At 65.2% G+C, this 23,399-nt stretch carries 21 protein-coding genes and 1 pseudogene; 6 read left to right on the forward strand and 16 right to left on the reverse strand.

The features are described from left to right. Nucleotides 1-487: signal peptidase I (locus GXP34_09180; GenBank protein NOY56147.1), on the forward strand; the 487-nt coding region annotated here is incomplete at its 5' end. A gap of 74 nt (nucleotides 488-561) precedes the next feature. Here the strand turns inward: GXP34_09180 and GXP34_09185 are convergent. Genes GXP34_09185 through manB form a run of 4 tightly spaced genes read right to left on the reverse strand, consistent with a single transcriptional unit; the run spans nucleotide 562 to nucleotide 4,305 of the window. Then, nucleotides 562-1,809 carry an adenosylhomocysteinase gene (locus tag GXP34_09185; GenBank protein NOY56148.1) on the reverse strand — a complete coding sequence of 416 codons (1,248 nt, stop codon included), beginning with the start codon at nucleotides 1,807-1,809 and terminating at the stop codon, nucleotides 562-564. After that, a complete protein-coding gene (locus GXP34_09190; protein ID NOY56149.1) occupies nucleotides 1,806-2,795 on the reverse strand; it encodes a bifunctional phosphoglucose/phosphomannose isomerase in 990 nt (329 codons plus the stop codon). Before GXP34_09190 ends, GXP34_09185 begins: the two co-directional genes overlap by 4 nt. Then, nucleotides 2,792-2,956 (reverse strand): Trm112 family protein, encoded by a 165-nt coding sequence (locus tag GXP34_09195; GenBank protein NOY56150.1) that lies wholly within the window; start codon nucleotides 2,954-2,956, stop codon nucleotides 2,792-2,794. Before GXP34_09195 ends, GXP34_09190 begins: the two co-directional genes overlap by 4 nt. An 8-nt stretch (nucleotides 2,957-2,964) precedes the next feature. Continuing rightward, the gene (gene manB, locus GXP34_09200; protein ID NOY56151.1) at nucleotides 2,965-4,305 is read right to left on the reverse strand and encodes a phosphomannomutase/phosphoglucomutase; all 1,341 of its coding nucleotides are present in this window, start codon (nucleotides 4,303-4,305) and stop codon (nucleotides 2,965-2,967) included. 118 nt (nucleotides 4,306-4,423) lie between these two features. Here manB and GXP34_09205 point away from each other — a divergent pair, with 118 nt between their 5' ends. Next, nucleotides 4,424-5,152 (forward strand): glycosyltransferase family 2 protein, encoded by a 729-nt coding sequence (locus GXP34_09205; GenBank protein NOY56152.1) that lies wholly within the window; start codon nucleotides 4,424-4,426, stop codon nucleotides 5,150-5,152. Between the two features lie 33 nt (nucleotides 5,153-5,185). On the opposite strand, the gene GXP34_09210 is transcribed toward GXP34_09205, so the two are convergent. The 7 genes from GXP34_09210 to GXP34_09240 all read right to left on the reverse strand — a co-directional run bounded on the left by GXP34_09210 (nucleotide 5,186) and on the right by GXP34_09240 (nucleotide 12,809). After that, a complete protein-coding gene (locus tag GXP34_09210; protein NOY56153.1) occupies nucleotides 5,186-5,650 on the reverse strand; it encodes a GtrA family protein in 465 nt (154 codons plus the stop codon). Further along, the gene (locus tag GXP34_09215) at nucleotides 5,647-7,905 is read right to left on the reverse strand and encodes a hypothetical protein (GenBank protein ID NOY56154.1); all 2,259 of its coding nucleotides are present in this window, start codon (nucleotides 7,903-7,905) and stop codon (nucleotides 5,647-5,649) included. The genes GXP34_09210 and GXP34_09215 overlap by 4 nt, the downstream gene beginning before the upstream one ends. A gap of 10 nt (nucleotides 7,906-7,915) precedes the next feature. Beyond that, nucleotides 7,916-8,062 carry a hypothetical protein gene (locus GXP34_09220; protein ID NOY56155.1) on the reverse strand — a complete coding sequence of 49 codons (147 nt, stop codon included), beginning with the start codon at nucleotides 8,060-8,062 and terminating at the stop codon, nucleotides 7,916-7,918. A 60-nt stretch (nucleotides 8,063-8,122) separates the two neighbouring features. Then, nucleotides 8,123-8,404, reverse strand: coding sequence for a hypothetical protein (locus GXP34_09225; protein ID NOY56156.1), 282 nt, complete (start codon nucleotides 8,402-8,404; stop codon nucleotides 8,123-8,125). A gap of 5 nt (nucleotides 8,405-8,409) precedes the next feature. Then, nucleotides 8,410-8,589 carry a DUF3499 family protein gene (locus tag GXP34_09230; GenBank protein ID NOY56157.1) on the reverse strand — a complete coding sequence of 60 codons (180 nt, stop codon included), beginning with the start codon at nucleotides 8,587-8,589 and terminating at the stop codon, nucleotides 8,410-8,412. Nucleotides 8,590-8,757: 168 nt separating this feature from the next. Next, a complete protein-coding gene (locus tag GXP34_09235; GenBank protein ID NOY56158.1) occupies nucleotides 8,758-10,071 on the reverse strand; it encodes a hypothetical protein in 1,314 nt (437 codons plus the stop codon). Further along, nucleotides 10,068-12,809, reverse strand: a complete 2,742-nt coding sequence (locus GXP34_09240) for a hypothetical protein (protein ID NOY56159.1) — start codon at nucleotides 12,807-12,809, stop codon at nucleotides 10,068-10,070. The genes GXP34_09235 and GXP34_09240 overlap by 4 nt, the downstream gene beginning before the upstream one ends. A gap of 60 nt (nucleotides 12,810-12,869) precedes the next feature. Between GXP34_09240 and cofD the strand changes: the two genes are divergently transcribed. Both cofD and cofE read left to right on the forward strand, forming a co-directional pair. Next, complete coding sequence (gene cofD, locus GXP34_09245) at nucleotides 12,870-13,787, forward strand: 2-phospho-L-lactate transferase (GenBank protein ID NOY56160.1); 918 nt, start codon at nucleotides 12,870-12,872, stop codon at nucleotides 13,785-13,787. Further along, the gene (cofE, locus tag GXP34_09250) at nucleotides 13,784-14,482 is read left to right on the forward strand and encodes a coenzyme F420-0:L-glutamate ligase (protein ID NOY56161.1); all 699 of its coding nucleotides are present in this window, start codon (nucleotides 13,784-13,786) and stop codon (nucleotides 14,480-14,482) included. Before cofD ends, cofE begins: the two co-directional genes overlap by 4 nt. Before the next feature lie 138 nt (nucleotides 14,483-14,620). Here cofE and GXP34_09255 read toward each other — a convergent pair whose 3' ends face one another. The 5 genes from GXP34_09255 to GXP34_09275 form a co-directional block, all read right to left on the reverse strand. Then, a complete protein-coding gene (locus GXP34_09255; GenBank protein ID NOY56162.1) occupies nucleotides 14,621-15,550 on the reverse strand; it encodes an NAD-dependent epimerase/dehydratase family protein in 930 nt (309 codons plus the stop codon). After that, nucleotides 15,547-16,257, reverse strand: a complete 711-nt coding sequence (locus tag GXP34_09260; GenBank protein ID NOY56163.1) for a glycosyltransferase family 2 protein — start codon at nucleotides 16,255-16,257, stop codon at nucleotides 15,547-15,549. The genes GXP34_09255 and GXP34_09260 overlap by 4 nt, the downstream gene beginning before the upstream one ends. An 85-nt stretch (nucleotides 16,258-16,342) precedes the next feature. Continuing rightward, nucleotides 16,343-17,638 carry a UDP-glucose/GDP-mannose dehydrogenase family protein gene (locus tag GXP34_09265; protein ID NOY56164.1) on the reverse strand — a complete coding sequence of 432 codons (1,296 nt, stop codon included), beginning with the start codon at nucleotides 17,636-17,638 and terminating at the stop codon, nucleotides 16,343-16,345. Between the two features lie 231 nt (nucleotides 17,639-17,869). Next, nucleotides 17,870-19,198, reverse strand: a complete 1,329-nt coding sequence (locus GXP34_09270; GenBank protein NOY56165.1) for an LCP family protein — start codon at nucleotides 19,196-19,198, stop codon at nucleotides 17,870-17,872. A gap of 63 nt (nucleotides 19,199-19,261) precedes the next feature. Continuing rightward, nucleotides 19,262-19,927, reverse strand: coding sequence for a biotin--[acetyl-CoA-carboxylase] ligase (locus GXP34_09275; GenBank protein NOY56166.1), 666 nt, complete (start codon nucleotides 19,925-19,927; stop codon nucleotides 19,262-19,264). Nucleotides 19,928-19,961: 34 nt separating this feature from the next. Here GXP34_09275 and GXP34_09280 point away from each other — a divergent pair, with 34 nt between their 5' ends. Next, nucleotides 19,962-21,512 (forward strand): acyl-CoA carboxylase subunit beta, encoded by a 1,551-nt coding sequence (locus GXP34_09280; GenBank protein NOY56167.1) that lies wholly within the window; start codon nucleotides 19,962-19,964, stop codon nucleotides 21,510-21,512. A 35-nt stretch (nucleotides 21,513-21,547) separates the two neighbouring features. Further along, nucleotides 21,548-23,278 (forward strand): annotated as a pseudogene (locus GXP34_09285) (acetyl-CoA carboxylase biotin carboxylase subunit). Nucleotides 23,279-23,399 lie beyond the last annotated feature (121 nt).

The following is a 23,399-nucleotide window of genomic DNA, read 5'->3' on the forward strand; positions in this document are numbered from 1 at the left end:
GGTCATCACGCCGATCGTTGGGATGACACTCTTCCGCTCCCTGGCGGCAGACGCCCTCGAAGAGCCACAGCGCCACTTCGAACAGCCGAGACGGGTCCAGAAGGCCTGGCCCGGGTGGGTGGCGACCATCGACGTCGCCGCGGCCGCCGTGGCGTTGTTCACCGGTGTGCTCGGGGTCCGACCGTTGGTCGTTGCCGAGACCAGCATGGAACCGGCCCTCATCCGAGGCGACGTCGTCATCGTGCGCGAACCCGTCGATGTCGCTGGTCTCGCGATCGGTGACATCGTGATGTACCGGCAAGGAACGATGCCGGTGACCCACCGGATCGTACGCATCGAGGACACACCCGGCGGCCTGATGATCACGACCCGTGGAGACAACAACCGGTCCGAGGACACACCCGTCGCCGCAGACGCGATCGACGGGAAGGTGGTGTTCGCCGTTCCGTGGGTCGGGCGCATCGCCCTCTGGGTCCGGGACCACTGAGCCGCCGGTGGCCGCAGTGTTCCTCCCGGCCCCCGCTGCGAAGACACACCGATGACCGGCTCGCGAAGCGAGTCTCAGGTCCCTTCCTGCCAGGACGCCAGGTACGCGATCTGCTCCTCGGTCAGCACCTCGACCGCACCGCCGAGATGTTCGAGTTTGATCCTCGCAACCTCGCGGTCCAGCTCGGCCGGGATCGTGTACACGCCCGGTTCGAGCCCTTCGTGGTTGTTGACGAGCCACTCCGCCGCAAGCGCCTGATCCGAGAACGACATGTCCATCACGTCTGCGGGATGCCCTTCGGCCGCGCTCAGGTTGACGAGGCGCCCCTCTGCCGCGACGAGGATCCTGCGTCCGTCGGCGAGCTCGAACTCTTCGAGGTTCTCGCGAACCTGACGGCGCGCCACGGCCTTCTCCGCCAAGGCTCCCAGATCGATCTCGACGTCGAAGTGGCCTGCGTTGGCGAGAATCACGCCGTCCTTCATCCGGTCGAAGTGCCGGCCTCGAAAGACGTGCTTGTCGCCGGTCACGGTGATGAACAGGTCCCCCAGCTCGGATGCATCGTCGGCGGTCATCACCCGGTAGCCGTCCATGGCGGCCGACAGGGCCCTGATCGGGTCCGACTCGACGACGATGACACGGCCGCCCATCCCGTCGGCACGGGAGGCGACACCCTGGCCGCAATCCCCGTAGCCGGCCACGACGATGTTCGACCCGGCGAGCAGGATGTTGGATGCCCGCAGGATGCCGTCCAGCGACGACTGCCCGGTCCCGTACCGGTTGTCGAACAGGTGCTTGGTCGCCGAATCGTTGACGGCCACCACCGGAAGTCGAAGCATCCCATCGTTGGCCATGGCCCTCAGGCGGATCACTCCGGTCGTGGTCTCCTCCGTGGAACCGATCGGTGTGACGTCGGTCCGGTCCTTGTGCAGCACCGACACCAGGTCGGCGCCGTCGTCCATCGTGATGTGCGGCTTGGTGTCGAGCACGGCATCGATGTGGCGGTAGTACCGCTCGTCGTCCTCGCCTCGGACCGCGAACACGGGGATGCCGTCCGCGACGAGCGCCGCGGCGACATCGTCCTGCGTGGACAGCGGGTTCGAGGCGCACAGCACGACGTCGGCTCCGCCGTCTCGCAGCGCCATCATCAGGTTGGCGGTCTCGGCCGTCACGTGCAGGCACGCTGCGATGCGCATCCCCTCCAGCGGCTTCGTCTGACGGTATCGTTCCCTGATCGTCTCGAGGACCGGCATCCTCCGGCCCGACCATCCGATCCTACGAGCCCCTTCGGAAGCGAGGGAAGCGTCGGCGATGTCGTAGTTCATGTCTCTCCTAGCTCATGCTTGAGTACTTCGATGGCCTCGACGGGGACCGGGTCCACGGCGGCGTTTCTGGCCAGGCGCAACGAGACCATATCCCCGATGACGCACAGGCTCGCAATTCGGGCGAGCCGATGTTCCCCCTGTGCCCACACTTCACCGACGAGGCCCGCCCCTTCCGACAGCCGGTTCAGGGTGGGCTCGAATCGGGCGGCGACCCGGGAGGGTTCGTGCGGGTCGCGCAGCGCGACGACACCGACGGTCAATCGGATCGCAGACCCGAGGGTGGACCATCCGACGATCTCGTTGTGGTCGGTCTCGGGAATCGTCGTGGTGAACGCAGGCGCCTTGGCGTTCTCGTTGATCTGGGTTTTCCACCGGTAGGCGGCGACTGCTGCCGGTCCGGAGCCGACCACCAGGGTGATCCGGCCTGCGAGGCCTTCGGCGAGGTCGTCGGCGAGATGGCGTCCCGGACCGTCCAGATCGGCACCGAGCAGCTCGTCGGTGACGGTGGCGGCCTCATCCAGTCCGGTCTCCTCGATGAGCCCGGCGCCCTCGAGGATCCTCAGCACCGCACCGGTGAGATACCCGAAGGCTGCCCGGGGCTGAAGCCCACCGGGAACCTCGACGAGCGGCCAACCATGCTCTCGGGCGAGACGTGTGAGCGCTCCCCCGCTGCTGACGGCTGCGATCGCAAATCCCGCACGGTCGGCGGCGTCGACGCACGAGAGCGTCTCCTCGGTGTTGCCCGAATAGGAGACTGCGACCACCAGCGGTGAGAGCCGGCCGGCCCATCCGGGGATCCCGTAGCTCTTGTGCACGAACACCGGCGCGTCGGCGGCCACGGCGCCGGCCACGTCGCCGGCGATGCCGGAGCCTCCCATCCCGCAGACCAGCGCCGCCGTTGCGGCGCGAAGCGACGGGGGGGTGAGGTCTGCGGCCCACCGGTACTGGTCCGGCAGGCTCGCCAGCATGGTCTCCATGGTGCTCATGTCTCTCGAGTCGCTTCCTCGATGAGCATCACGGGGATGCCGTCTCGCACCGGGTAGCGCAGTCCGCATGCGGTGCAGATGAGGCGTTGTGCCGCTTCATCCTCTCGGAGGTCTCCGTGGCACGAAGGGCACACGAGGATCTCGGCGAGTTCGTCCGGAATGAGACCCATCATGTTCCTTTCAGTATCGACCGCACCGTAGCAACGAGTTTCTCGACAGTGGCCTCGTCGCCCGCCTCCGCGTTGAGTCGCAGGACGGGCTCGGTGTTCGACGGCCGCAGGTTGAACCACCGGTCCGGCCATTCCACCGTGAGGCCGTCCATCCGGTTCTGAGACGCGTCTTCGAAGGCGGCGGCGACACGCTCGATGGCGTCCTGCTGGTCGTCGACGTGCAGGTTGATCTCCCCGGACGCCACGTAGGGTTCGAAGTCCTTTCGGATCTCGGAGAGGGGACGCCCGTCTTCGGAGACGACCTGCAGCAGGACGAGCATCGCGAGCGTCCCGGAGTCGGCCCGGTAGTTGTCCCTGAAGTAGTAGTGCCCCGAATGCTCACCGCCGAACACCGCGCCGGTTTCGGCCATGATCTGTTTGATGAACGAATGCCCGACCCGTGTGCGAACCGGCGTCCCGCCGGCGGCCCGAATCGCCTCGGGGACGGCACGGGAGACGATCAGGTTGTGCACGATCTTGGCTCCGGGCTCCCGGGCGAGGAACCACGTGGCGATCAGCGCGGTGGTCGTGCTTCCCGACAAGGGCTGAGAGAGCTCATCGATGAAGAACGCCCTGTCGGCGTCACCGTCGAAGGCGACACCGAGATCGGGACGCTGCGTGCGCATCACGGCCTCGAGGTCTCGCAGGTTCTCCGGCTTCAACGGGTCGGCCGGATGGTTGGGGAAGCGGCCGTCCGGATCGAGGAACAGCGGGATGAGCTCGGCATCGAGTCTTGCGAACACGCCGGGGAGGGCCACGCCGGCCATGCCGTTGCCGCCGTCTGCAGCAACCCGTAGAGGGCCGATCCGCTTCGGCTCGACGATGGAGAGCAGATGGTCGATGTAGCCGGGGATCGGATCGAACGACTCGACGGACCCGGTCGTTCCCGCTGCATCCAGCCCCTGTTCTGCAAGGTCCCGAATGTCGGTCAGTCCGGACTCGACTCCGATCGGCGCAGCCCCCCGGCGGCAGAACTTGATCCCGTTCCATTCGGGTGGGTTGTGCGAGGCCGTGATCATCGCCCCGGGGATGTTCCGCTTGCCCGAGATGAAGTACAGCGTGTCGGTCGCGACCAGCCCGATGTCGAGAACGTCCACCCCCTGTGCGGTCGCGCCCTCGCCGAACGCAGCCGCGAGGCCGGGCGACGATGCGCGGCAGTCGTATCCGAGCGCGACCTGCGGCGCATCGGCGAAACGGGCAAAGGCGGCGCCGATACGGCGGGCCGCGTCTTCGTCGAGATCCCCCGTGTCGGTGCGGCCCCGCACGTCGTACGCCTTGAAGATCGGATGCAGGTCACGCATGGGGAACAGTGTAGGAGTCGCCGCCGCCTTGCCCACCCGTTCTCGTGACGGTTGGTGGGGATTATTCCCGTGAAGCGTCACGAGAACAGGTGGGAGTTGGGTCTAGACTCCCCGTGCTTTGTCCACACCCGTCTCCGTCGTCATGCCCGCCTACCAGCTAGGCACGTCGATCTACGCCAACATCCTCGAAGTCTCCTCCGTCCTCGACGCCCTGGAGGGATCGGAGATCATCGTCGTGGATGACGGGAGCACCGACGACACGTTCGACGAGGCAACGAGGGCCGCAGGCGAAGTTGCGACGGTCCGGGTGCTCCGCCACGACACCAACCTAGGAAAAGGTGGTGCACTCAGGACCGGGGGCCTCGCCGCCGAACGACCGGTGGTGGTGTTCCTCGACGGTGACCTCGACCTGCCGCCCGACCAGATCCCCGATCTCGTCGAGACGCTCACCGAACGGGACCTCGACGTCCTCGTCGGAACGAAACGCTATGGAATGAGCGGTGGGCGGTACCCGTGGAAGCGGCGTCTGCTCAGCGGCATCTTCCGCCTCGTCACCCGGGTCCTGTTCCGGCTTCAGGTCAGCGAGACGCAGACGGGGCTGAAGCTGTTTCGCCGTGACGTGCTCCAGGCGGTGCTGCCTGACCTGATGGTGACCCGCTACGCGTTCGACCTCGAACTGCTCGTCCGGGCCGACAGATACGGTGCCCGGATCGGCGAAGTCCCCGTCGCCCTGCGGGTGGGGGCGTCGTCGGCGCCTCTGTCGATCTCGACCCTCTGGGAGATGGGCAGGGACACCTTCAAGATCTTCTGGTGGTCCCTCCGTTCTCGTGACGCTTCACGGGAATAATCCTGGGCAACCGTCACGAGAACGGATGGGTGGCTACTCGGCGGGAGTCGTGCGACGGCGCTGATGTCGCAAGGCCCTGCCGAACACCAGGTCGCGATACGAGGCGAACTTGGGGATCAGAATGAACCCCGTGGCAACGATGTTGGCGGCGTTGAGTGCGAACGGGCCGAGCGCCCCGAACAGCCACTCTGCGATCTTGACGACGGCGACGGTCACCGCCCACGCCGCAACGTTCACGACGTAGAACCAGACGGTCTCCCGGATCGAACCACGCCCCTCCTTGATCCTGAACGTCCATCGCCGGTTCAGCACGTATGACATCGCGGTCGCCAGAACGAAGCCCCACGTCACCGACCAGAACGCCGACAGGTGGACCCCCCACCGGAAGATATTCAGAAGCGCGAAGTAGACCAGTGTGTTCAGCCCACCGATCAGGCTGAGCCGGAAGAACTGACCGGCCGTCTCGCGGGTGAGGAACGTGCGCAGGTAGTTCTTCACCGTGCGTTCCTCCGGCGCTGCACGATGGCGGCGCCGGCGATGAAGATCAATGCAACGATCGTGAGCGCCATGCCGGCTTTTTCGGCCAATGACGACCGGAACTGGAGTACGACGTCTTCCTGGGTCGGGACGACGATCATCAACGAGGGTGCCGCACGATACGGACCGTCCGCTCCGATCGCCCGCCAGTCGGGGAAGTAGGAGACTTTGACCATGTGCGGGACACCGACGGCCGTCGTATGGAACGAGATGCGGTCATTCTCCAGTTTCACGTTGCTGACGACGCCGCCGCTCGCCTCGGGAATCGAGGGGATCACCAGATCGTCGCCGACCCGTGGCCAATCAGCGGGACCGTCCGACACCAGCCAACGATCCAGCAGCCCCTCCCGGTCGTACCAGTTCAAGGTGGCCTGTGTGAAGTCCGACCCTTCATAGACGGCCGGCACGTAGGCGGCCACGTCGACGAGCGAAGACTCCGGCAGCTCGAAGATGGCAAACGGGTCCGATTCGGTGATGAACCGCAGCTCGGGCGTGGCGAAAGCCTTCTCCTTGGCCTCGTCGGTGTAGGTGACGTAGTAGCGAACGTTGTAGAGCGCGAGGTGTTCCAGACCTCGTTTGAAATCGAAACGGTGGTAGTTCAATCCGGGTACGGGACTGGACGGCGCCAAGCTCATCTCGGCCTGGTTGAGGAAATGAAACGACGTGGTGAGCGACGACTCGAAGAACAGGCCCTCCATGGACGCGTCCTTCCCTTCGGTCCAGTAGGGGATCAGCATCAAGGCCATCGGCGTCCCGTACTTGTTCTGGTCCTTGTTGTACTCCCACTGGACCCTGCCGCCGGGGAGTTCGTCCAGTGTGTTCATCAGCGCGAAGTACTCGGGTGCAGCCGCCTTGCCTTCATACCCGGAGAAGTTCCACTGCACCCACCCGGGGATGAAGGTCATCCCCGCCAGCGAGGCGGCAACGATGATGAACGCCCCGGCGATCGGCAGCACGGAACCGACATGCACTCGGCGGGGCATCGTGAAGGTTCCGGCAACCGCCAGCACGCCGACACCGATGGCGATCCATCCGGCAACTCCCCCCAACACAACCTGGTCGGAGACGAGAAAGGCCACCACGGTCCCGACGACGAGGAGTCCCCGAACCCACCAGACGCCGAACCGCTCCGGCAGATGGCGTGCCAGCGCCTTGAGCGCCACCCCGAGGGCAATGCCGGCAAACACCCAGACGCCGAAGAAGAAGAATGGCAGAAAGCGCCCGTTCCACAGTTTGCCCTGAATCTGGTGAAAGCGCGCGGGGAGCCACGCGGGGATGTACTGGATCAGCCAGTAGTAGACGACCGGAAAGATCGCCAGGGTCACGAACGGGGTCGCCCTCGTCGTCCGGCGCACCGCGATGACCAGGCCGACGACAGCCGGCAGGAGCAGCATCCAGATCTCCTCCGGCAGGACGTTCTTCCACCCCGAGAGGGGAACCCAGGCCATGTCCGACGAGTACCCGACCCTGGTCAGTAGCGGAACCGCCCAGAAGGCCGCCACCGAGAAACCGAGGCCCCATATCGCAAGCGTCTTCTTGGTTCCCCCCTTCCACCGCATCACGGGCAGCGAAGCAACGATCACGGCAAGGGTGGTGATGAGATGCGTCAACGCCATGAGGCCCAGGACGAGACCGGCGAGGGGAACCTTGCGCTTCCCGTCCCGAACGATCTGGACCAGCAGGCCCAGGTACACCATCACGAGCGCGAACGACCACGAGAACGAGAACTCGCCTGCCAGAGTCGACGGAATGTTGCCGCCGTAGATCGAGAAGCTCTCCATGAACACGAACGCCCCTCCGGCGGCTCCCGCGACCGTCGAGGTGAAGCGCGAGAACCCCATCGTCCTCACCAGGAAGTAGGTCGCCGGGGCGAGTGCCAGAAGGCCGAGAATCGAGACGATCTTGAATGCGACACCGTACGGGATGAAAACGTCGAGGAGCACGGTGGCCAGGGCGGGAATCGGGAAGTAGAAGAAGAGGAACGGATAGCCCGCGAACCAGTCGTTGCTCCAGCCGAGGATCCTCCCTTCCGGCAGCATCACGTCACGTAGATACGCCGGGACGGCCACGTGGGCACCCATGTCCCCACCCGACGGCGTGTTCGGCGTCAGCAGCAGCACCGGGTTCATGACGATGAAGACCGCCGCAACGGCCAACCCGATGCCCGCAACCACTACCCAGAGCGGGATCGACTCGTGCGTACGGTCCGGGTTCACGGAGGGACGGTCAGGAGCGACGTTTCCGCGCAAGGTCGAGGACTTCGGCCAAGGGAAGGTGTTCGCCATCCTTGTCCCACCATTTCTGTTCACACTTGTGACACGAGTAGAAGTGAACCTCGCTGCCGTCGGGCAACCGATGGTCGATTTCTATCACATCACGAGCTCCGCACTTCGGACAGTGCACGCCCAACCCCTTCGTCGCGGCACGGAGAGCTTACCTGAGTTTCAGGGGCTGCTCGGGAAGCTTGCCCACATAGCGGGTACGCCTCCGTCCGTTCTCGGTCCAGTAGGCGTACCAGTACGGTCCGTGGGGGCATCGCGAACACGACGGTTTGCCACATCGGATCCCCTGTTGGCGAAGGCTGACGTTCACATCCGAGCCCGGTGTGATCGCACCGACCGATTCGAGACGTGCCCGTGCCACGATGACGAGCCGTTGGAGTTCGTGCGTATCGAGTTCGCGAACCGCTTCGAGCAGATCTCGGTCGATGGCCACCGGCGCTAGGCCACTTCGAGGGGAGCGAACAGCCGCGAGGTGCTTCGGTGGTCGGTGAGCGTCCATCCGAGCGGTGGGGACAGTCGATCCGAATGCGAGGCGCACAGGTGATACCCGGTGCCCGGCTCCAGCACGCCGAGGATGTCGTCGAGACGGACCGACCGCTCGTCGTAGTTGTAGGACATGACGGCTCCGGCGGGAGCACTACATCGAACGCACGTGGCAAGCATGCGGTAACGGTACCGGCCCGCCGCCCCTGGACCAAGGATCAGACCGTTTCGCCCCCCACACGTTGAACCCAGGGCTCAGGGGGGTCGCCACGACGCCTACGAACCCAGGGTTCAAAAAGGTGGCTACTGGTGGGCCATCGGTACGCCACTCGCATAGGCGATGGCTCCGTCGCGTTCCATCGTCCACGCCACACTGATCGGATGGTTGGCCTCGAGCACGAGTGCGGAGGCTCCGATCGGCACGGTGGGTACGGCGAGAACACGCCCTGGGAGAACGGCGACCTTCTCGACTTCGCCCAGTGCGCCACCCGAATCGAGAAGGCGATAGGTCACGGTCGCCGTCTCGGCTCCGGTGTTCATCACCCACAGTGTCGAGGTGCCGGCCATGCCGAACCCCGGCAGCATCCATCGTGTGGCCTGCAACGTCACGCCGGCCGTTGCAGCAACACGAACTCCGTCGTCGGCAACCAGGGTCGCAGCCACCGGGCCGCTGGTCCGCAGCCGCAGACCGAACACGCCCTCGACGAGACCGCTCACGTCGAGTTGCACCTGACTGCGGCCGTCGAGCGTGCCGGTCAGCAGCGCTGCTTCGGCCCCTGTGGTGGAGTAACCATCGATCTCGTAGTCGACAGGGCCGGCGCCATCGTTGGAGATGGAGAGCCGCGGCGTGAGCCCTCCTGCATCTGCCACCGGAAAGTCCCACTGGTCCGCCTGACCTTCGTTGGTCCAAACCGCCTCGTCGTCACCTTCGGAGAGCACCATCGCCGGTGTTATGACGCCTTGTTTCATGTCGATGGCAACGGAGATGCTCTCTCGTAGCGGCAGCAGCTTGCCCAGATCGATCACTTTCCAGGAGCGTCCCGCGACCGAGACCGACTCGAACTCGGGGATCGGTTCGAACCCGGCCTCGCTCGTGACGGTGATGCTCGCCCTCGCGTCGTCGGAGAACGGGTTGAACAGCACCAGGCGAAGCGTCTGTCCTTCGAGGGTGGAGCCGCCTGGAAGATGCCAGATCTTCGATGACGCCGACGGGCAGATATCTGCAGCGAGGACGCCTTCGCCGGTCTCGACGATGCCTGCGGCCGACGAAGTCGAAGAGAACTCGACGACGGCAGGTGAAACCCCCTGGTTGAGCACGCCGGCGAGCGAGAGCGCGGTCGCCGCGGGCCCGACCTGAGACTCCTCGACGGTTCTACGAATCTCTCCTCCGACCGGGAACGTGAAGCGAAGGTCGGCGTCGTTCTCGGACTGTGCCACGAAGAACGTATCGATGACATCGTCGGAGAACGCCCACGGGCACGTCGAATGGCTCGACGTCGTCGCAACAACGGCAACGGGAACGGTCGTCGTCGGTGATTCTTGGGTCTCCGGGACGGGCAGCGCCCACGCCAAAACGCCGAGCGCCCCGACGAGCAGAAGACTCAGCAGCCGTTTCATGGTTTCTTCCCTGCAAACGCGGCGACACCGAGCACCAGGACCAGGTAGATGCCTGCCAGTTCCGCCAACAGCCTCAGCGTCGCATTGGGAGTGAACTCGACAACGCCCCTGGATCCGTCGGCCTCATTTGCCCATCCGCTCTGCATCCAGGCACTCCCCCAGCCCGGGTGGGCGTTCTCTCTGATCACGACACGCGCTGCAGCCGGACCCCAATAGCCCGGGGGCTTGTAGTGCCACGCTTCGCCACCGGTCGTGACCGCACGCGGCGAAGGAACCTCGTTCTCGAACACGGCATAGTCGAGCCCTGGAAGCGAACGCATGTCGAGCTGGGTTTCGAGAGCTCGATCGAAGGGCGTCGGGTTCAGCAGAACCACCCACCGCACTCCGAACTCGGCGAGGGCGGCTCCGGGTCGCAGTTCATCACCGGAACTGATCCGTTCGAGCGTCGCGGCGAGAGCGGCATCGCCGACACCGGGGGCGGCAAGCCGGCCTTCGGGGAGCGTCGGCACAGGCCCGCCGATCAAGCGATAGGCAAAACCGGCACCTTCCCTCGCGGAACCGGGAAGATCTGCTGCGTCACCGATCAGAAGCAACCGGTCGACGCCATCCGCCGTCGCGCGCGCACTCGTGAACTCGAGCTGGGATCCGAACCGGTCGGGGCCCAGGCCCGCCCTGCCGCCGGGAATCAGGAGGAGAGCGCCCGCAGCGACCATGACGCCGCCTACCGCTCCGACCGAAACGAGGGTCCTGCGGAGCAGCCTCGATGTCGACAGCCGTCCGCCGAGATCGACCGCCGCCCCCGCGAGAAGTGCCGTGCCCAGCGAGGCCGTGACCAGACCGGCGACCGCCATCTCATAGCCGCCTCCGAGTCCTGCGGTCCTCGCCGCCGTGGCACCCAACGCCACGAGCACCGCGCCCCAACCGGCGATTGCCGAGATCTCCTTGTCACCGAAGGCGATCACCAGCAGAGCCGTGGCCGCCAGCAGCCCGAGCATCCACAGGCTCGGGCTCCAAAACAACGAAGGTCCTGAAAGCAGCGACTTGGGCGTTGTCGTGTAGAACCACGGGAACAGCAGCGGCACCGCCAGTACGGCGCCGACGACACCCCGCAGGACCGATCCCCAGCCGCCTCGTAACAACGAGCCCAGAAAAAGGGCGCTCACCGGAAGGACCAGCGCAATCGGCGAGAAGACGGCGAGGGCTCCTGTCGCCAAGGTGAGCGCACCGACGTTGGCAAGCCTGTTCCTCCACCCCTGTGGCCATGGACGGATCGCCACGGCGATCGCCCACGGCGCGGCGCCCAGAGCGAGCAGACCTGGCCAGGCGTTCGCTCCTTCCAACGCTCTCGCCGCAGGGCCGCCGATCAGTGCAAGCGCACCAATCGCTCTCCCCCAATGCCCGATGCCCAACCGTCCAAGCATCCTCCCCGTTCCCCACATCCCGGCGACGAGCGCCCCCGCGGTCATCACCGCGGAAGCCAGGCCGGCCTTCGAGAACAGCACGAGTTGCACGAGCGACGCGGCACCGACGACCGGCAGCATGGGACCGGCACTTCCGAGGCCTGCCGGGTTCCATCCTCCGGCGAACGAACGCAGGGTCGCCCACGCCGACTCCGGCAGTGGCAGCGAGAAGCCGGCGACGGGAAGCCCCGCCTCCCAAATGGATCGGGTGGCGAGTGCAACGAAGAACAGACCGAAGAGCGAAGCGATGAATCCGGGCTGTTGCCAGAATCCCCGACCGCGATCGACGAAGTTCGTGAGCCGACTGTCGGACGATCGTGCCCGCAGGCGATCGCCGAGGAGTTCGCCGACTTCCCGAAGGGCGACCGAGCCCCGCACCTGATAGCGGAAGAGCTCTTCGTCGCCGACGAGCCGGGATCTCTGCAACCGCTTCCGCTCTGCAAGCGTCGAAGGGAGCCGCCGAAGGTTCCACGCCCACGCCAAAGCGAAGCGCCCGAGGGCGGTGCGGCGATCGGTGAACGTATGGGCGAGCGCAGCAATGAGGCCGGTGAGGAACGCTGCCGGAAGGACCCAGAGCAGGGTGAACGCACGGTACGTCTTCACCATGGCGCGAATCTGGCCGGCCTCCTCACGCCACGATGGTCCGGCACTGCACGCTCCCCGATGCAGTACTTCCGCCGACGGGACGACGACGACCCTGCCACCCATGACTCTCGCGCGCTGAGAGAAATCGATGCCTGCCGCATTGGATGCCATCGTCGTGTCGGGCCCTCCGAGGCCGAGGAACAGGTCCCTTCGGACCAGCATGCAGGCTCCGGAGATGTAGGCGACGTCTCGCACGACGTCGTACTGCTCCTGGTCGCGTTCGTCCTGGTCGAGGCCCGTGTAGGGAACGCAGAAGACGTCGGTGGCCGCGCCGACCAGCTCCAGCGTTTCGGGACTGTCGGTGCGCAACAGCTTGGCGCCGACGACCGAGGCGTCGACCCTCTCGAGCTCTCTCACCATGGCGCCGAGCGCATCCGGGCGAGGTTCCGCATCGTCGTGCAACACCCACACGTGGGTGATCTCCGGGCCGAGGAGTTCGCACACCGCGGAGGGTGTCGGCACCCAGGTGATGCCCCGCTCCTTGGCAAGTGCCATCGCGACATCCCCACCGCCGACTGCAGCGATCATGCTCGGCTCGTAGACTTGTGCCGCGATCGCATCGAGCGCGTCGGTCAATGTTCCGGCGCGCACCATGACGGCCGCGAGTACTGAAGCGTGATCGGGGGATGACATGCCAGAGCCATTGTGGAGGGAGCGAGACGTCCGCGCAATCCGACGGGTCGTCGAACGATGATGCACGTTGCTCTCCTCTCGGGCGGTGTTGGTGGGGCGCGGCTGGCGCGCGGCCTCGATGGACTCGACGATATCGACCTCTCGGTGATCGTCAACGTGGGTGACGACGACGTCATCTATGGCCTCAACCTGTCACCGGATATCGATACGGTCACCTACACCCTTGCAGGTATGGAAGGACCGCATGGCTGGGGTATCGACGGCGACGAGTTCGAGGTGATGCGTCAACTCTCCTCCTTCGGCATCGACACGAGCTTTCGGATCGGCGACCGGGATCTGGCCACGAACCTGTTCCGTACCAAGCTGCTCCGAGAAGGAGCACCGCTGTCGGAGGTGACCAGGCTGATCGGCTCGGCGTTCTCTCTGAGAGCTTCGGTCCTGCCCGTCACCGATGACCGGCTCCGGACCATGATTCGCGTCGGTACCGACACGTGGATTCGGTTCCAGGAGTACTTCGTTGTCCGCTCTCACAGGGATGAGGTTCTCGACATCCGCTTCGATGGCGCCGAGCAATCCGAACCCGCGCCCGGGGTGCTCGACGCTCTCGCGGATGCCGATGTTGTTGTGATCGCTCCGTCCAACCCTCCACTTTCCATCTGGCCGATGCTCGCCGTGCCGGGCGTTGCCGCTGCAGTCGCCTCAGCGAATCGGGTGATCTGCATCAGCCCGCTGTTCGGCGGACGTGCACTGAAGGGACCGGCTCATGCGGTGCTCCGGTCACTCGGCATGTCCGCGGGTAACCGGGGAGTGCTGGAGGCCTACCAGGGGTTGCTGCACGATTTCGTCATCGACCTCGGCGACGCTCCCGATCGCAGCCGCCTCGGTGATGTCGCCGTACGAATCCACGTTCGGGACACGAGGATCGCCGATCCTGTCGCCGCCCGCGACTTCGCTGCCTGGATGATCGATCTGCTGTGACACTTTCGATCATCCCGGTGCCCGGAATCGGCGAGATCCAACCGGGCACCGATCTCGCCGAAACCATCCTCGAGGCAATCCACGCCGCGGGTCTCCGTCTCGAAGATGACGACGTCGTCGTCGTGACACACAAGGTGGTCTCCAAGGCCGAAGGAGCGACGGCGCGGTATGCATCCGACGCCGAGTACCGGGCGATCAAGGAACGGGAGGCGGCGGCAGTGATCAGGCGCCGCGGGGATCTGATGATTGCCGAGACCCGGCAAGGATTCATCTGTGCCAACGCCGGCGTCGACCGCTCCAACGTGGAACCCGGTCTCGCCGTGCTCCATCCTCGCGATCCGGATCGATCGGCACATCGGCTTCGCCTACGGTTCGAACGCGGCTCGCGCAAGCGACTCGCGGTGATCGTCACCGACACGTTCGGCAGAGCCTGGCGGCGCGGCCTGACCGACGTGGCGATCGGCATGTCCGGCATGCCTGCCCTCCATGATCATCGAGGCGCCGCCGACACGTGGGGCAGGAAGCTCGAAGTCACCGAAGTCGCGCTCGTCGACGAGATCGCCGCGGCAGCGGATCTGGTCATGGGCAAGGCCGAAGGGATCCCGGTCGCGATCGTTCGCGGGCTCTCGTGGCCTGAAGGAGAAGGCCGCGCCACCGACCTCGTCCGCCCACCGGGCGAAGACCTGTTCCGCTGACATCCTTCCCCCTCAGGGGGAAGTGCCGAGTCTTCGAGGCGATGGGGGTGTCCCCGAGCCGGCGCAGCCGGAGCCACCCCTCAGGGGGAAGTGGCCGAGGCGAGGAACGAGACGAGGCCGATGGGGGTGTCTTCCCCCCTACTCCCGGAACGACTCCACGGTCTGGCGAAGACCCTGCTCCATCGAAGTCCACGCCCGCCAGCCGAGATACTTGGACGCGGCCGATGCATCGACCACCGACCGGGCGATGTCGCCGGGCCTCGGGTCCCCGAAGACGGGGTTCTGGTCGAACCCGATGATGTCGGCAAGCATTCTGAACAGTTCGATGACCGATGTCTCGACACCGGTGCCGATGTTGAGCAGTCGCCCTCCACCGGCTCCGCCTGCCCGCACGCAGGCATCGACGGCGTCGGCGACGAACACGTAGTCCCGTGTCTGGTCACCGTCGCCGAAGATCACCGGACGCTTCCCGTCGAGCATCAACTTGGAGAAGATCGACACGACACCGGCTTCCCCCAAGGGGTCCTGCCGGGGCCCGTAGACGTTGGAGAACGCCACGAGCAGGTAGTCGACCCCGGTGGTGTTCCGGTAGTAGCGGAAGTAGTCCTCCACGACCTTCTTGGAGATCCCGTACGGCGAATCCGGGTGCTTCGCGTACGACTCCTTCACCGGAAGTTTTGCGTCGGCTCCGTAGATCGCCCCCCCGGACGACGCCGCCACGACACGAATCGCCTCGACGAGACGGGCGGCCTCGAGCACGTTGATGGTCCCGAGGATATTCACGGAGGCGTCGAACAGCGGATCACGGGTAGACACGGGCACGGACGCCTGCGCCGCGAGGTGGAAGATCACTTCGGGACGGAACCGCTCGGTGACGGTCAGGAAGGCATCGTCGCGAATGTCGACCTGGTGGAACTGCACCTTGCCTCGCGCCCGGGCGTCTGCCAGGTTGGCGATACGACCAACGGAGAGGTCGTCGACGACGAGCACTTCCCAGCCCTCGTCGATAAGACGATCGACCAGATGCGAGCCGATGAACCCTGCCCCACCGGTAACCATGGCTTTCATCGTGTAATCGAACCTTTCCTCACGAACCGGGTGGTAATGAGCCGCCAGAAAGCCGGCAGGCCGTCCCGCCAGGAGATCTTCTTGCCCTCTTCGACCTCGCGCCCCGTGTAGCGGATGGGAACCTCATAGATGCGATTGCCGAGCCTGAGAAGTTTGGCCGTGATCTCCGGTTCGATGTCGAAGCGGTTGGCCGTGAGCCTCAGGGAACGGGCGAGATCGCCTTCGATCAGCTTGGAACAGGTCTCCATGTCGGACAGGGTCGTGTTGTAGAGCACGTTGGTCGTCAAGCTGAGGAAGCGGTTCCCAACCCAATGCCAGAACAGCATGTTGCGACGCTCGCCGGTGAACCGCGACCCGTAGACGACTCGGGAATCCCCTTCGAGCGCCGGCCGCAAGAGTGTGGGCCAATCTCTCGGGTCATACTCCAGGTCTGCGTCGTAGATGATCACCCAGTCGCCGCTCGATGCTTCGATGCCACGGCGGATCGCGGCACCTTTGCCCTTGTTCTCGGACTGGTGCAGGACATGAACGGTGGAGTCTGCCAACTGGTCGACGATCTCGCCGGTCCCGTCGGTCGAACCATCGTCGATGATGACGATCTCCCGCTCGATCGGTAGCTCGACGGCTCGAGCCCGACGCACGGCCTCCCCCACCGTGCCACGTTCGTTGTACACCGGAATGAGGATGGAGAGTTTCACCCTGTGCAGGCTAGTGCCTTGGCCGGTGACGTTCGTGGTGTCGATGCGTTCCTATCGCGACGACACCCACCACGTAGAAAGCACGAAGTGCCGCCTACCGCCCTATTCCCTGATAGCGGAGCCCGAGGCGCCGCACGGCGTCCGGATCGAGCAGGTTGCGAGCATCGACCACGCTGTCGCCGCTCATGAGCCGGGCAACCTCGTGCAGATCTACACCTTGGTAGTCGGGCCATTCGGTCGTAATGAGCAGCACATCGGCGTCCCGGGCCGCGTCCAGCGGCGTGTCCACCTGGGACAACCCGTCCATCGACACCGTCGCCTGGGGATCGTGCGCCCGCAGGACGCATCCCTCCTCGATGAGGCGTTCGGCGATGGCGAGCGCAGGTGAAGATCGCGTATCGTCGGTTCCCGCCTTGAACGCGAGACCCCACATCCCGACCGTGCGGCCGTGCAACGTCCCCCCGGCACCGGTCCGAACGTGATCGACGACGTGTGCACACTGGAGGTCGTTGATCCGGATGACACTCTTGAGCAGTGCGAAGTCGTACCCGGCCTCTTCCGCGACGGCAACGAGCGCATTGGTGTCCTTCGGGAAACACGACCCGCCGAAACCGGGGCCGGGGTTGAAGAAGTGAAATCCGATCCTGCTGTCGTACCCCATGCCGAGAAGCACGTCCTTGACATCCGCTCCGACCGCCTCGCAGAGCCTGGCCACGGCGTTGGCGAACGTGATCCTGGTCGCGAGAAAGGCGTTCGCTGCGTACTTGACCATCTCGGACGAGATCGGGTCGGTGACGACGATCGGGGCCTGGAGTTCACGGTACAGCTCGATCATGACCTCGGCGGCCCGTTGGTCGTCGGTGCCGATCACGATCCGATCGGGATGCAGGAAGTCCGAGATCGCCGAACCTTCACGCAGGAACTCCGGGTTGCTGACGACGGTTGCGCGAGCTCCCTGCTCGTCGAGCGTCGCCTGTACCTTCGACACCGACCCCACGGGCACCGTCGACTTCAGCACGACCAGCGCCCCGTCGCTCAAACTCCCCGCTATCTCCCCGAGGACGGCATGGACGATGGAGGTGTCGGCGGCCCCGTCCTCGCCCTGGGGTGTCGGCACGGCCAGGAACACCACTTCCGCCCCTGCCACGGCATCGACGTTGGAGGTATGGAACGAGAGCCTGCCGGCCTCACTTCCCACCCTGAGCATGGCTGCAAGCTCCGGTTCGAAGATCGGTGACCGGCCGGAACGAAGCATCCCGACTCTCTCGGCGTCCCGCTCCCCGACGGCGACCTGGTGGCCCAGCGACGAAAGCCCAACGGCCGTGGCGAGCCCGACGTATCCGGCTCCGATGACAGCTACCTGCATGAGCGCGAGGCTACTCGCCTCCATCGGGGGGCGATTGAACGAAAGATGCCTGCGCGTAGAGCGGCGCTGTGCGCGTCGCTCGCCTACTCACGTATCTCGTACTTCGTATCGCGACCTACCCGGCCTCGAGACCGTAGGGCGAGCGTCGCGGCTCCTGCTGGAAGTCGGGGGCTGGAGGCTGGAAGCCGGCTTCCTGACTGAGCTCCTCGGCAACGTCGAGACGCGTGCCGTGCATTGCGCGACGGGTCTTCAGGGTCAGGCGGCGGGTGCATCGCTGCCGACGATGACGACGACGTCGATGTTGCTGGGAACGGACCCGAAGCTCACGCTTCCGAATCCGAGGGCGTCGGCGACCGCCTCGGCGAGCTGATGGCGATCGGATCGAGCCAGGATCACGGTCGTCGCGAAGTTGCTCGCATCCGCGTCACCGATATCGGCCACCTTGAACGCCGGCGAGTCGAGCAACGCGGCGGTGCGGGCCGCAGCCCCGGCGATGCCGTTCCCGTTGAGCACCTGAACCCGGATCGGCCCTTCGATTCCCGTTTCGAAAGGCTCGCCTGCGGCGAATGCTGCAAGCACCCGCGCAGCGTCAGGCTCTTTCGGCAGCTGATAGGAGCGGCCGTCGATCATCTTGCCGTAGGTCGGCAGCGTCATCGTGTCGATCGTCGAAGCATCGATGGAACGCATCGCCCATGCGAGGTCGAGCAGCGTCTTCTGCGACAGGGTCGCGTCGACGGTGACATACTTTCCGAACGCTTGCAGGAGCCCACTCAGGTCCGCAATAGACGACGGACGCTTCAACTCCGTCAGGATCGCGAGAATGATCTGCTGTTGCCGTCTCGTCCTGCCGATGTCACCGCTGTCGACCGAGACCCAGGATCCGTTGCGCAGTTCCTGGTAGTGCCGGGATCGTGCATACGCCAATGCCGAAGAGCCGTCGAGCGTCTGATGGCCGGCATCGACGGCGAGGCCCGAGCCTTTGTCTCTCGCCGGGTACGGAAAATCGATCGTGATGCCGCCGAGTTGATCCACGATGGCCGCAAAGCCCGAGAAGTCGACCTCCACGTAGTGGTGGATCGGGAGCCCAGTCGCCTCCTTGACGGTCCGGACCATCAACTCGCTTCGCCCGTACGCGTATGCGGCGTTGATCTTGTTCGTCCCATAGCCTTCGATGTCGACTTTCAGATCCCTGGGAAGGCTCAGCACCTGTGCCCTGTGTTCATCCGGGAAGACCTGCATGAGCATGATCACGTCGGCGCGCGCTCCTCCGGCGGTGGTGCCGAAGTTCCCTTGGAGATCCTCGTTGAGGTCGGCTCTCGAGTCGGACCCGAGGATCAGGAACGTTGAGGGTGGCTGCCGGACCGTAGCCTTGCCACCACTCGGCTGCTTGGTCGTGGGAGTGAGTGCCCGCACGACATCGGTGTCCCGCGTGATGTTGTCTTCGACGGTCTGGGAGAGATTGCGGACGGTGAAGATGGCCCCGAACACCGTGATGTTCGCGATCACGAGCAACGTTATGAGACCGCGGCGAATCCACTTCCTGGCGCGGGGATGTTTACTGGTATGCGTAGAGGATCGAGCCATCGGACATCCAAGGGTAGCGATCCCGGCAGTACACGGGACCGCCGGAAGCAGCCCATGGCGGTCTCATCGAATCTCACGCACCTCTCCGGACGCCAGCTCGATCCGACGACCGCCGGATGTCTCCACGACGAGTCGCCCATCGTCGGCGACGTCGACGGCAACACCCTCGCCGCCCGGCTCCCAGCGGATGTGCCTCCCGATCGTCGTGCAGGCCACCCGGTACTCCTCGATCCCCCAATCATCCGGGCCCCGATCCACACGTGACAGCAGGGCGTCCGCCCACCGGCCGGCCAACTCGACGCCGGTCTCCGGTCCGGGGTCATCGCCGTACAGTGCACCGAAATCGGAGGGCGCGTCGGGCCACCAGAGGTTGACGCCGAGACCCACCACGACCAGATCCTCGCCGCTCTCGGCGAGCAGGCCGCCGGTTTTCCGGCCGCCGACCATGAGATCGTTGGGCCACTTCAGGTCGAAACCGGAGACATCACGTGCCGCGAGCCCTGCGGTGAGCGACAGCCTCGGCCATGTCAGTCGCGGCCAATCCGGTGTGAACGCAAGCGACGCCGCCACCGCCCGGGGAGCGTTCTCCCAGCGCCTCCCCGACCGACCCCGACCGGCCCTTTGGCGTCCGGCAACGACCAGAAGCGGCTTCCCCCGGTGCCGGGATCGAGCCTCGTCCTGGGTGGAAGTCACCTCGTTGAGCGTCGTGAGAGCGTATCGTGTAGCCATTCCGTCCCTCTCGGAGTCAAAGGGCAATCTACGCATGGGCACAGAAGAACGCATTGAAGATCTCCGCAGGCTGCAGGACGAGGCGATCCACTCGGGGGGTCAGCGGGCGGTCGCTCGACAACATGAACTCGGCAAGCTGACGGCACGCGAGCGCCTCGAAACCCTCCTGGACAAAGGATCCTTTCAGGAGATCGACATGTTCGTTCGCCACCAGGCGAGCGGCTTCGGTATCGAGAACAAGCGCCCGCCGGGCGACGCCGTCGTCACCGGCTGGGGTACGATCGACGGGCGGACCGTCTTCGTCTTCGCCGAGGACTTCACCGTGTACGGCGGGTCGCTCGGTCGTGCCGTGAGCGACAAGATCGTCAAAGTCATGGACGCAGCCCTGCAGACCGGTGCACCGTTGATCGGGTTGAAGGACTCCGGTGGCGCCCGCATCCAGGAGGGTGTGGCGTCGCTCGACGGCTACGGTCGCATTTTCGAACGCAACGTCCGGGCTTCGGGTGTGATCCCGCAGATCTCGGTCATCATGGGACCGTGCGCCGGCGGTGCCGTCTACTCGCCCGCGATCACCGACTTCGTCTTCCAGGTGCAAGGTTCGAGCCACCTCTTCATCACCGGCCCCGACGTCATCCGGGCCGTCACCGGAGAGGAGATCACATTCGAGGAACTCGGCGGCGCGGCCGCCCACGCGGGCAGGTCCGGAGTCACCCATTTCGTGGCCTCCGACGGTTCCGACGCCCTCGAACAGATCCGGTATCTGCTGTCGTTCCTGCCACAGAACAACATGGAGGCGCCGCCCCGTTACGCGCCGAGCGACCAGGCGGACCGTATCGAATCGGCGCTGGATTCGATCATTCCCGACTCGGCCAACCACCCCTACGACGTCGTCGACATCATCGAGCGCGTCGTCGACGACGGCGAGTTCTATCAGGTGCACGAGCACTGGGCGCAGAACATCGTCGTTGGCTTCGCGCGGCTCGACGGCTACAGCGTCGGGATCGTCGCCAACCAGCCTTCCGTGCTGGCCGGAACGCTCAACATCACCGCCTCGATCAAGGGCGCCCGCTTCGTTCGCTTCTGTGACGCATTCAACATCCCCCTCATCACGTTCGTCGACGTGCCCGGCTTTCTCCCCGGTGTGGATCAGGAGCACGGCGGCATCATCCGCCACGGAGCCAAGCTGCTGTACGCATACAGCGAGGCCACCGTTCCCCGGGTGACCGTGATCACCCGCAAGGCGTACGGCGGAGCGTACGTGGTCATGAACTCACGCGGCATCCGAGCCGACCTCGTCTACGCGTGGCCGTCCGCAGAGATCGCCGTGATGGGCGCCCAGGGCGCCGTGAACATCGTGTTCCGCCGCGAGCTCGCTGCCGCAGACGACCCCGATGCGAGACGAGCGGAACTCATCGCGGATTATGAGAACAAGTTCAACAACCCGTACCGTGCGGCTGAACTCGGACTCGTCGACGAGGTCATCGAGCCGAGCATGACACGACCCAAACTGGTCAGGGTGATGGAAATGCTACGCACGAAACGAGAATCACTCCCTGCGAAGAAGCACGGGAACATCCCCCTGTGAGCCCCAAGAACCCGCCGCCGCGCTCGATCAAGGCCCTCCTCGTTGCGAACCGCGGCGAGATCGCGGTTCGTGTCCTCCGATCGGCTCGAGAGATGGGAATACGGACGATCGCCGTCTACTCCGAACTCGACCGGGACGCCCTCCACACACAGGTCGCGGACGAGGCATGGAACATCGGGCCGGCACCGTCATCCGAGTCGTACCTCGACGCCCATCACATCATCCGGGTGGCAAAGGAGACGGGAGCCGACGCGATCCATCCGGGCTACGGATTCCTCGCGGAGAACGCCGAATTCGCCCAGGCGGTCATGGACGCCGGCATGATCTGGGTCGGTCCACCGCCAGAGGCGATCATCATGATGGGCTCCAAGATCACCGCCCGACAGACGGCAAGCAAAGCGGGAGTACCACTGGTCCCCGGTACGACCGAGCCGCTCGCCTCCACCGAGGAGGCATTCACGACAGCCGCCGAGCTCGGCTTCCCGGTCGCGGTCAAGGCAGCCCATGGCGGTGGTGGAAAGGGCTTGCGAATCGTCTACGACGCTTCCGAGCTGCAAGACGCAGTCGAGGGAGCACGCCGGGAGGCCGAAGCGTATTTCGGTAGCTCCGAGATGTACGTCGAGAAGTACCTCGAGGAACCGCGGCACATCGAGGCGCAGATCTTCGCCGACGACCACGGGCACACCGTTTTCCTGGGCGAACGCGACTGTTCAATGCAGCGCCGCCACCAGAAGCTCATCGAGGAGACCCCGGCGGCGGGCCTCGCCGACCGCCTCCGAAAGGCGATCGGACGCTCCGCGATACAGATGGCGAAGGCCTGCAATTATCGGGGAGCCGGAACCGTCGAGTTTCTCGTCGACAAGGAAGGCAACTTCTTCTTCTTGGAGATGAACACCCGGCTGCAGGTGGAGCACACCGTCACCGAGATGGTGACAGGCATCGATCTCGTCGCGGAGCAGCTCAAGGTCGCCTCCGGAGAGCCACTGTCCTTCACCGCTCCGAAGCGTTCCGGCCACGCCATCGAGTTCCGTATCAACGCTGAGGACCCTGCCCACGGCTTCCTGCCGAACCCCGGACGCATCGTCGACTACCGCGAGCCCGCCGGCTTCGGGGTACGGGTCGACTCCGGAGTGACGACAGGTTCGGAGATCAGCCGCTACTACGACACGCTGATCGCCAAACTCATCACGTGGGGCCGGACCAGGGAACAGGCCATCGCGCGAGGAAAGCGGGCACTGCATGAGTTCCGGATCGTCGGTGTCCCCACCACCATCCCGGCCCATCTCAGGATGCTGGACAACGAGACGTTTCTCAAAGGCAAGCACCACACCGGCTTCGTCGAGAGTGATCTCGACTTCTCCGATCTGGTCCAGTCGATCGCCCCACCGCTCGCAGAGGACGAAGCACTCGCACGAAGGGACATGACGGTCGAAGTATCCGGCCGTCGGTTTACGGTGACGTTCTGGGCTCCGGAGACTCCGGCTCTGAACGGCAACCGTCCGCGACGCAAGCCGCCGAAACTCGCCCGTGCAACGGCCCTCTCCTCCGACGATGCCGGGATCATCACCGCTCCGATGCAGGGAACCATCGTCAAGGTGCACGTGGAGGCCGGCGATCACGTCAGGAACGGCGACCCGGTCTGTGTGCTCGAAGCGATGAAGATGGAGAACGAGGTGCGGGCACCCGTCGACGGTGAAGTCATCGAGGTCAAAGTCCGCTCCGGTGACACCGTTTCGCCCGGGCAGGTCATCGCGATCATCCGATAGCCACCCTTCCCCTCGAGGGGAAGCAAGAAAACGCGGCCCAACCCCCTCTTTCCTTCCCCCTCAGGGGGAAGTGCCGAGTCTTCGAGACGATGGGGGTGTACCCGCGACCTCAGGGGGAAGT

It is taken from the genome of Actinomycetota bacterium (assembly GCA_013152275.1).
In the GTDB taxonomy this organism is placed as follows: domain Bacteria; phylum Actinomycetota; class Acidimicrobiia; order Spongiisociales; family UBA4744; genus BMS3Bbin01.

Coding starts and splice junctions, on each gene's coding strand:
- GXP34_09185 (NOY56148.1), bottom strand. CDS start 1,809: ATGAACTACGACATCGCCGACGCTTCCCTCGCTTCCGAAGGGGCTCGT.
- GXP34_09190 (NOY56149.1), bottom strand. CDS start 2,795: ATGAGCACCATGGAGACCATGCTGGCGAGCCTGCCGGACCAGTACCGG.
- manB (NOY56151.1), bottom strand. CDS start 4,305: ATGCGTGACCTGCATCCGATCTTCAAGGCGTACGACGTGCGGGGCCGC.
- GXP34_09230 (NOY56157.1), bottom strand. CDS start 8,589: ATGTCCTACAACTACGACGAGCGGTCGGTCCGTCTCGACGACATCCTC.
- GXP34_09235 (NOY56158.1), bottom strand. CDS start 10,071: ATGAAACGGCTGCTGAGTCTTCTGCTCGTCGGGGCGCTCGGCGTTTTG.
- GXP34_09240 (NOY56159.1), bottom strand. CDS start 12,809: ATGTCATCCCCCGATCACGCTTCAGTACTCGCGGCCGTCATGGTGCGC.
- cofD (NOY56160.1), top strand. CDS start 12,870: ATGCACGTTGCTCTCCTCTCGGGCGGTGTTGGTGGGGCGCGGCTGGCG.
- GXP34_09255 (NOY56162.1), bottom strand. CDS start 15,550: ATGAAAGCCATGGTTACCGGTGGGGCAGGGTTCATCGGCTCGCATCTG.
- GXP34_09265 (NOY56164.1), bottom strand. CDS start 17,638: ATGGAGGCGAGTAGCCTCGCGCTCATGCAGGTAGCTGTCATCGGAGCC.
- GXP34_09270 (NOY56165.1), bottom strand. CDS start 19,198: ATGGCTCGATCCTCTACGCATACCAGTAAACATCCCCGCGCCAGGAAG.
- GXP34_09275 (NOY56166.1), bottom strand. CDS start 19,927: ATGGCTACACGATACGCTCTCACGACGCTCAACGAGGTGACTTCCACC.
- GXP34_09280 (NOY56167.1), top strand. CDS start 19,962: ATGGGCACAGAAGAACGCATTGAAGATCTCCGCAGGCTGCAGGACGAG.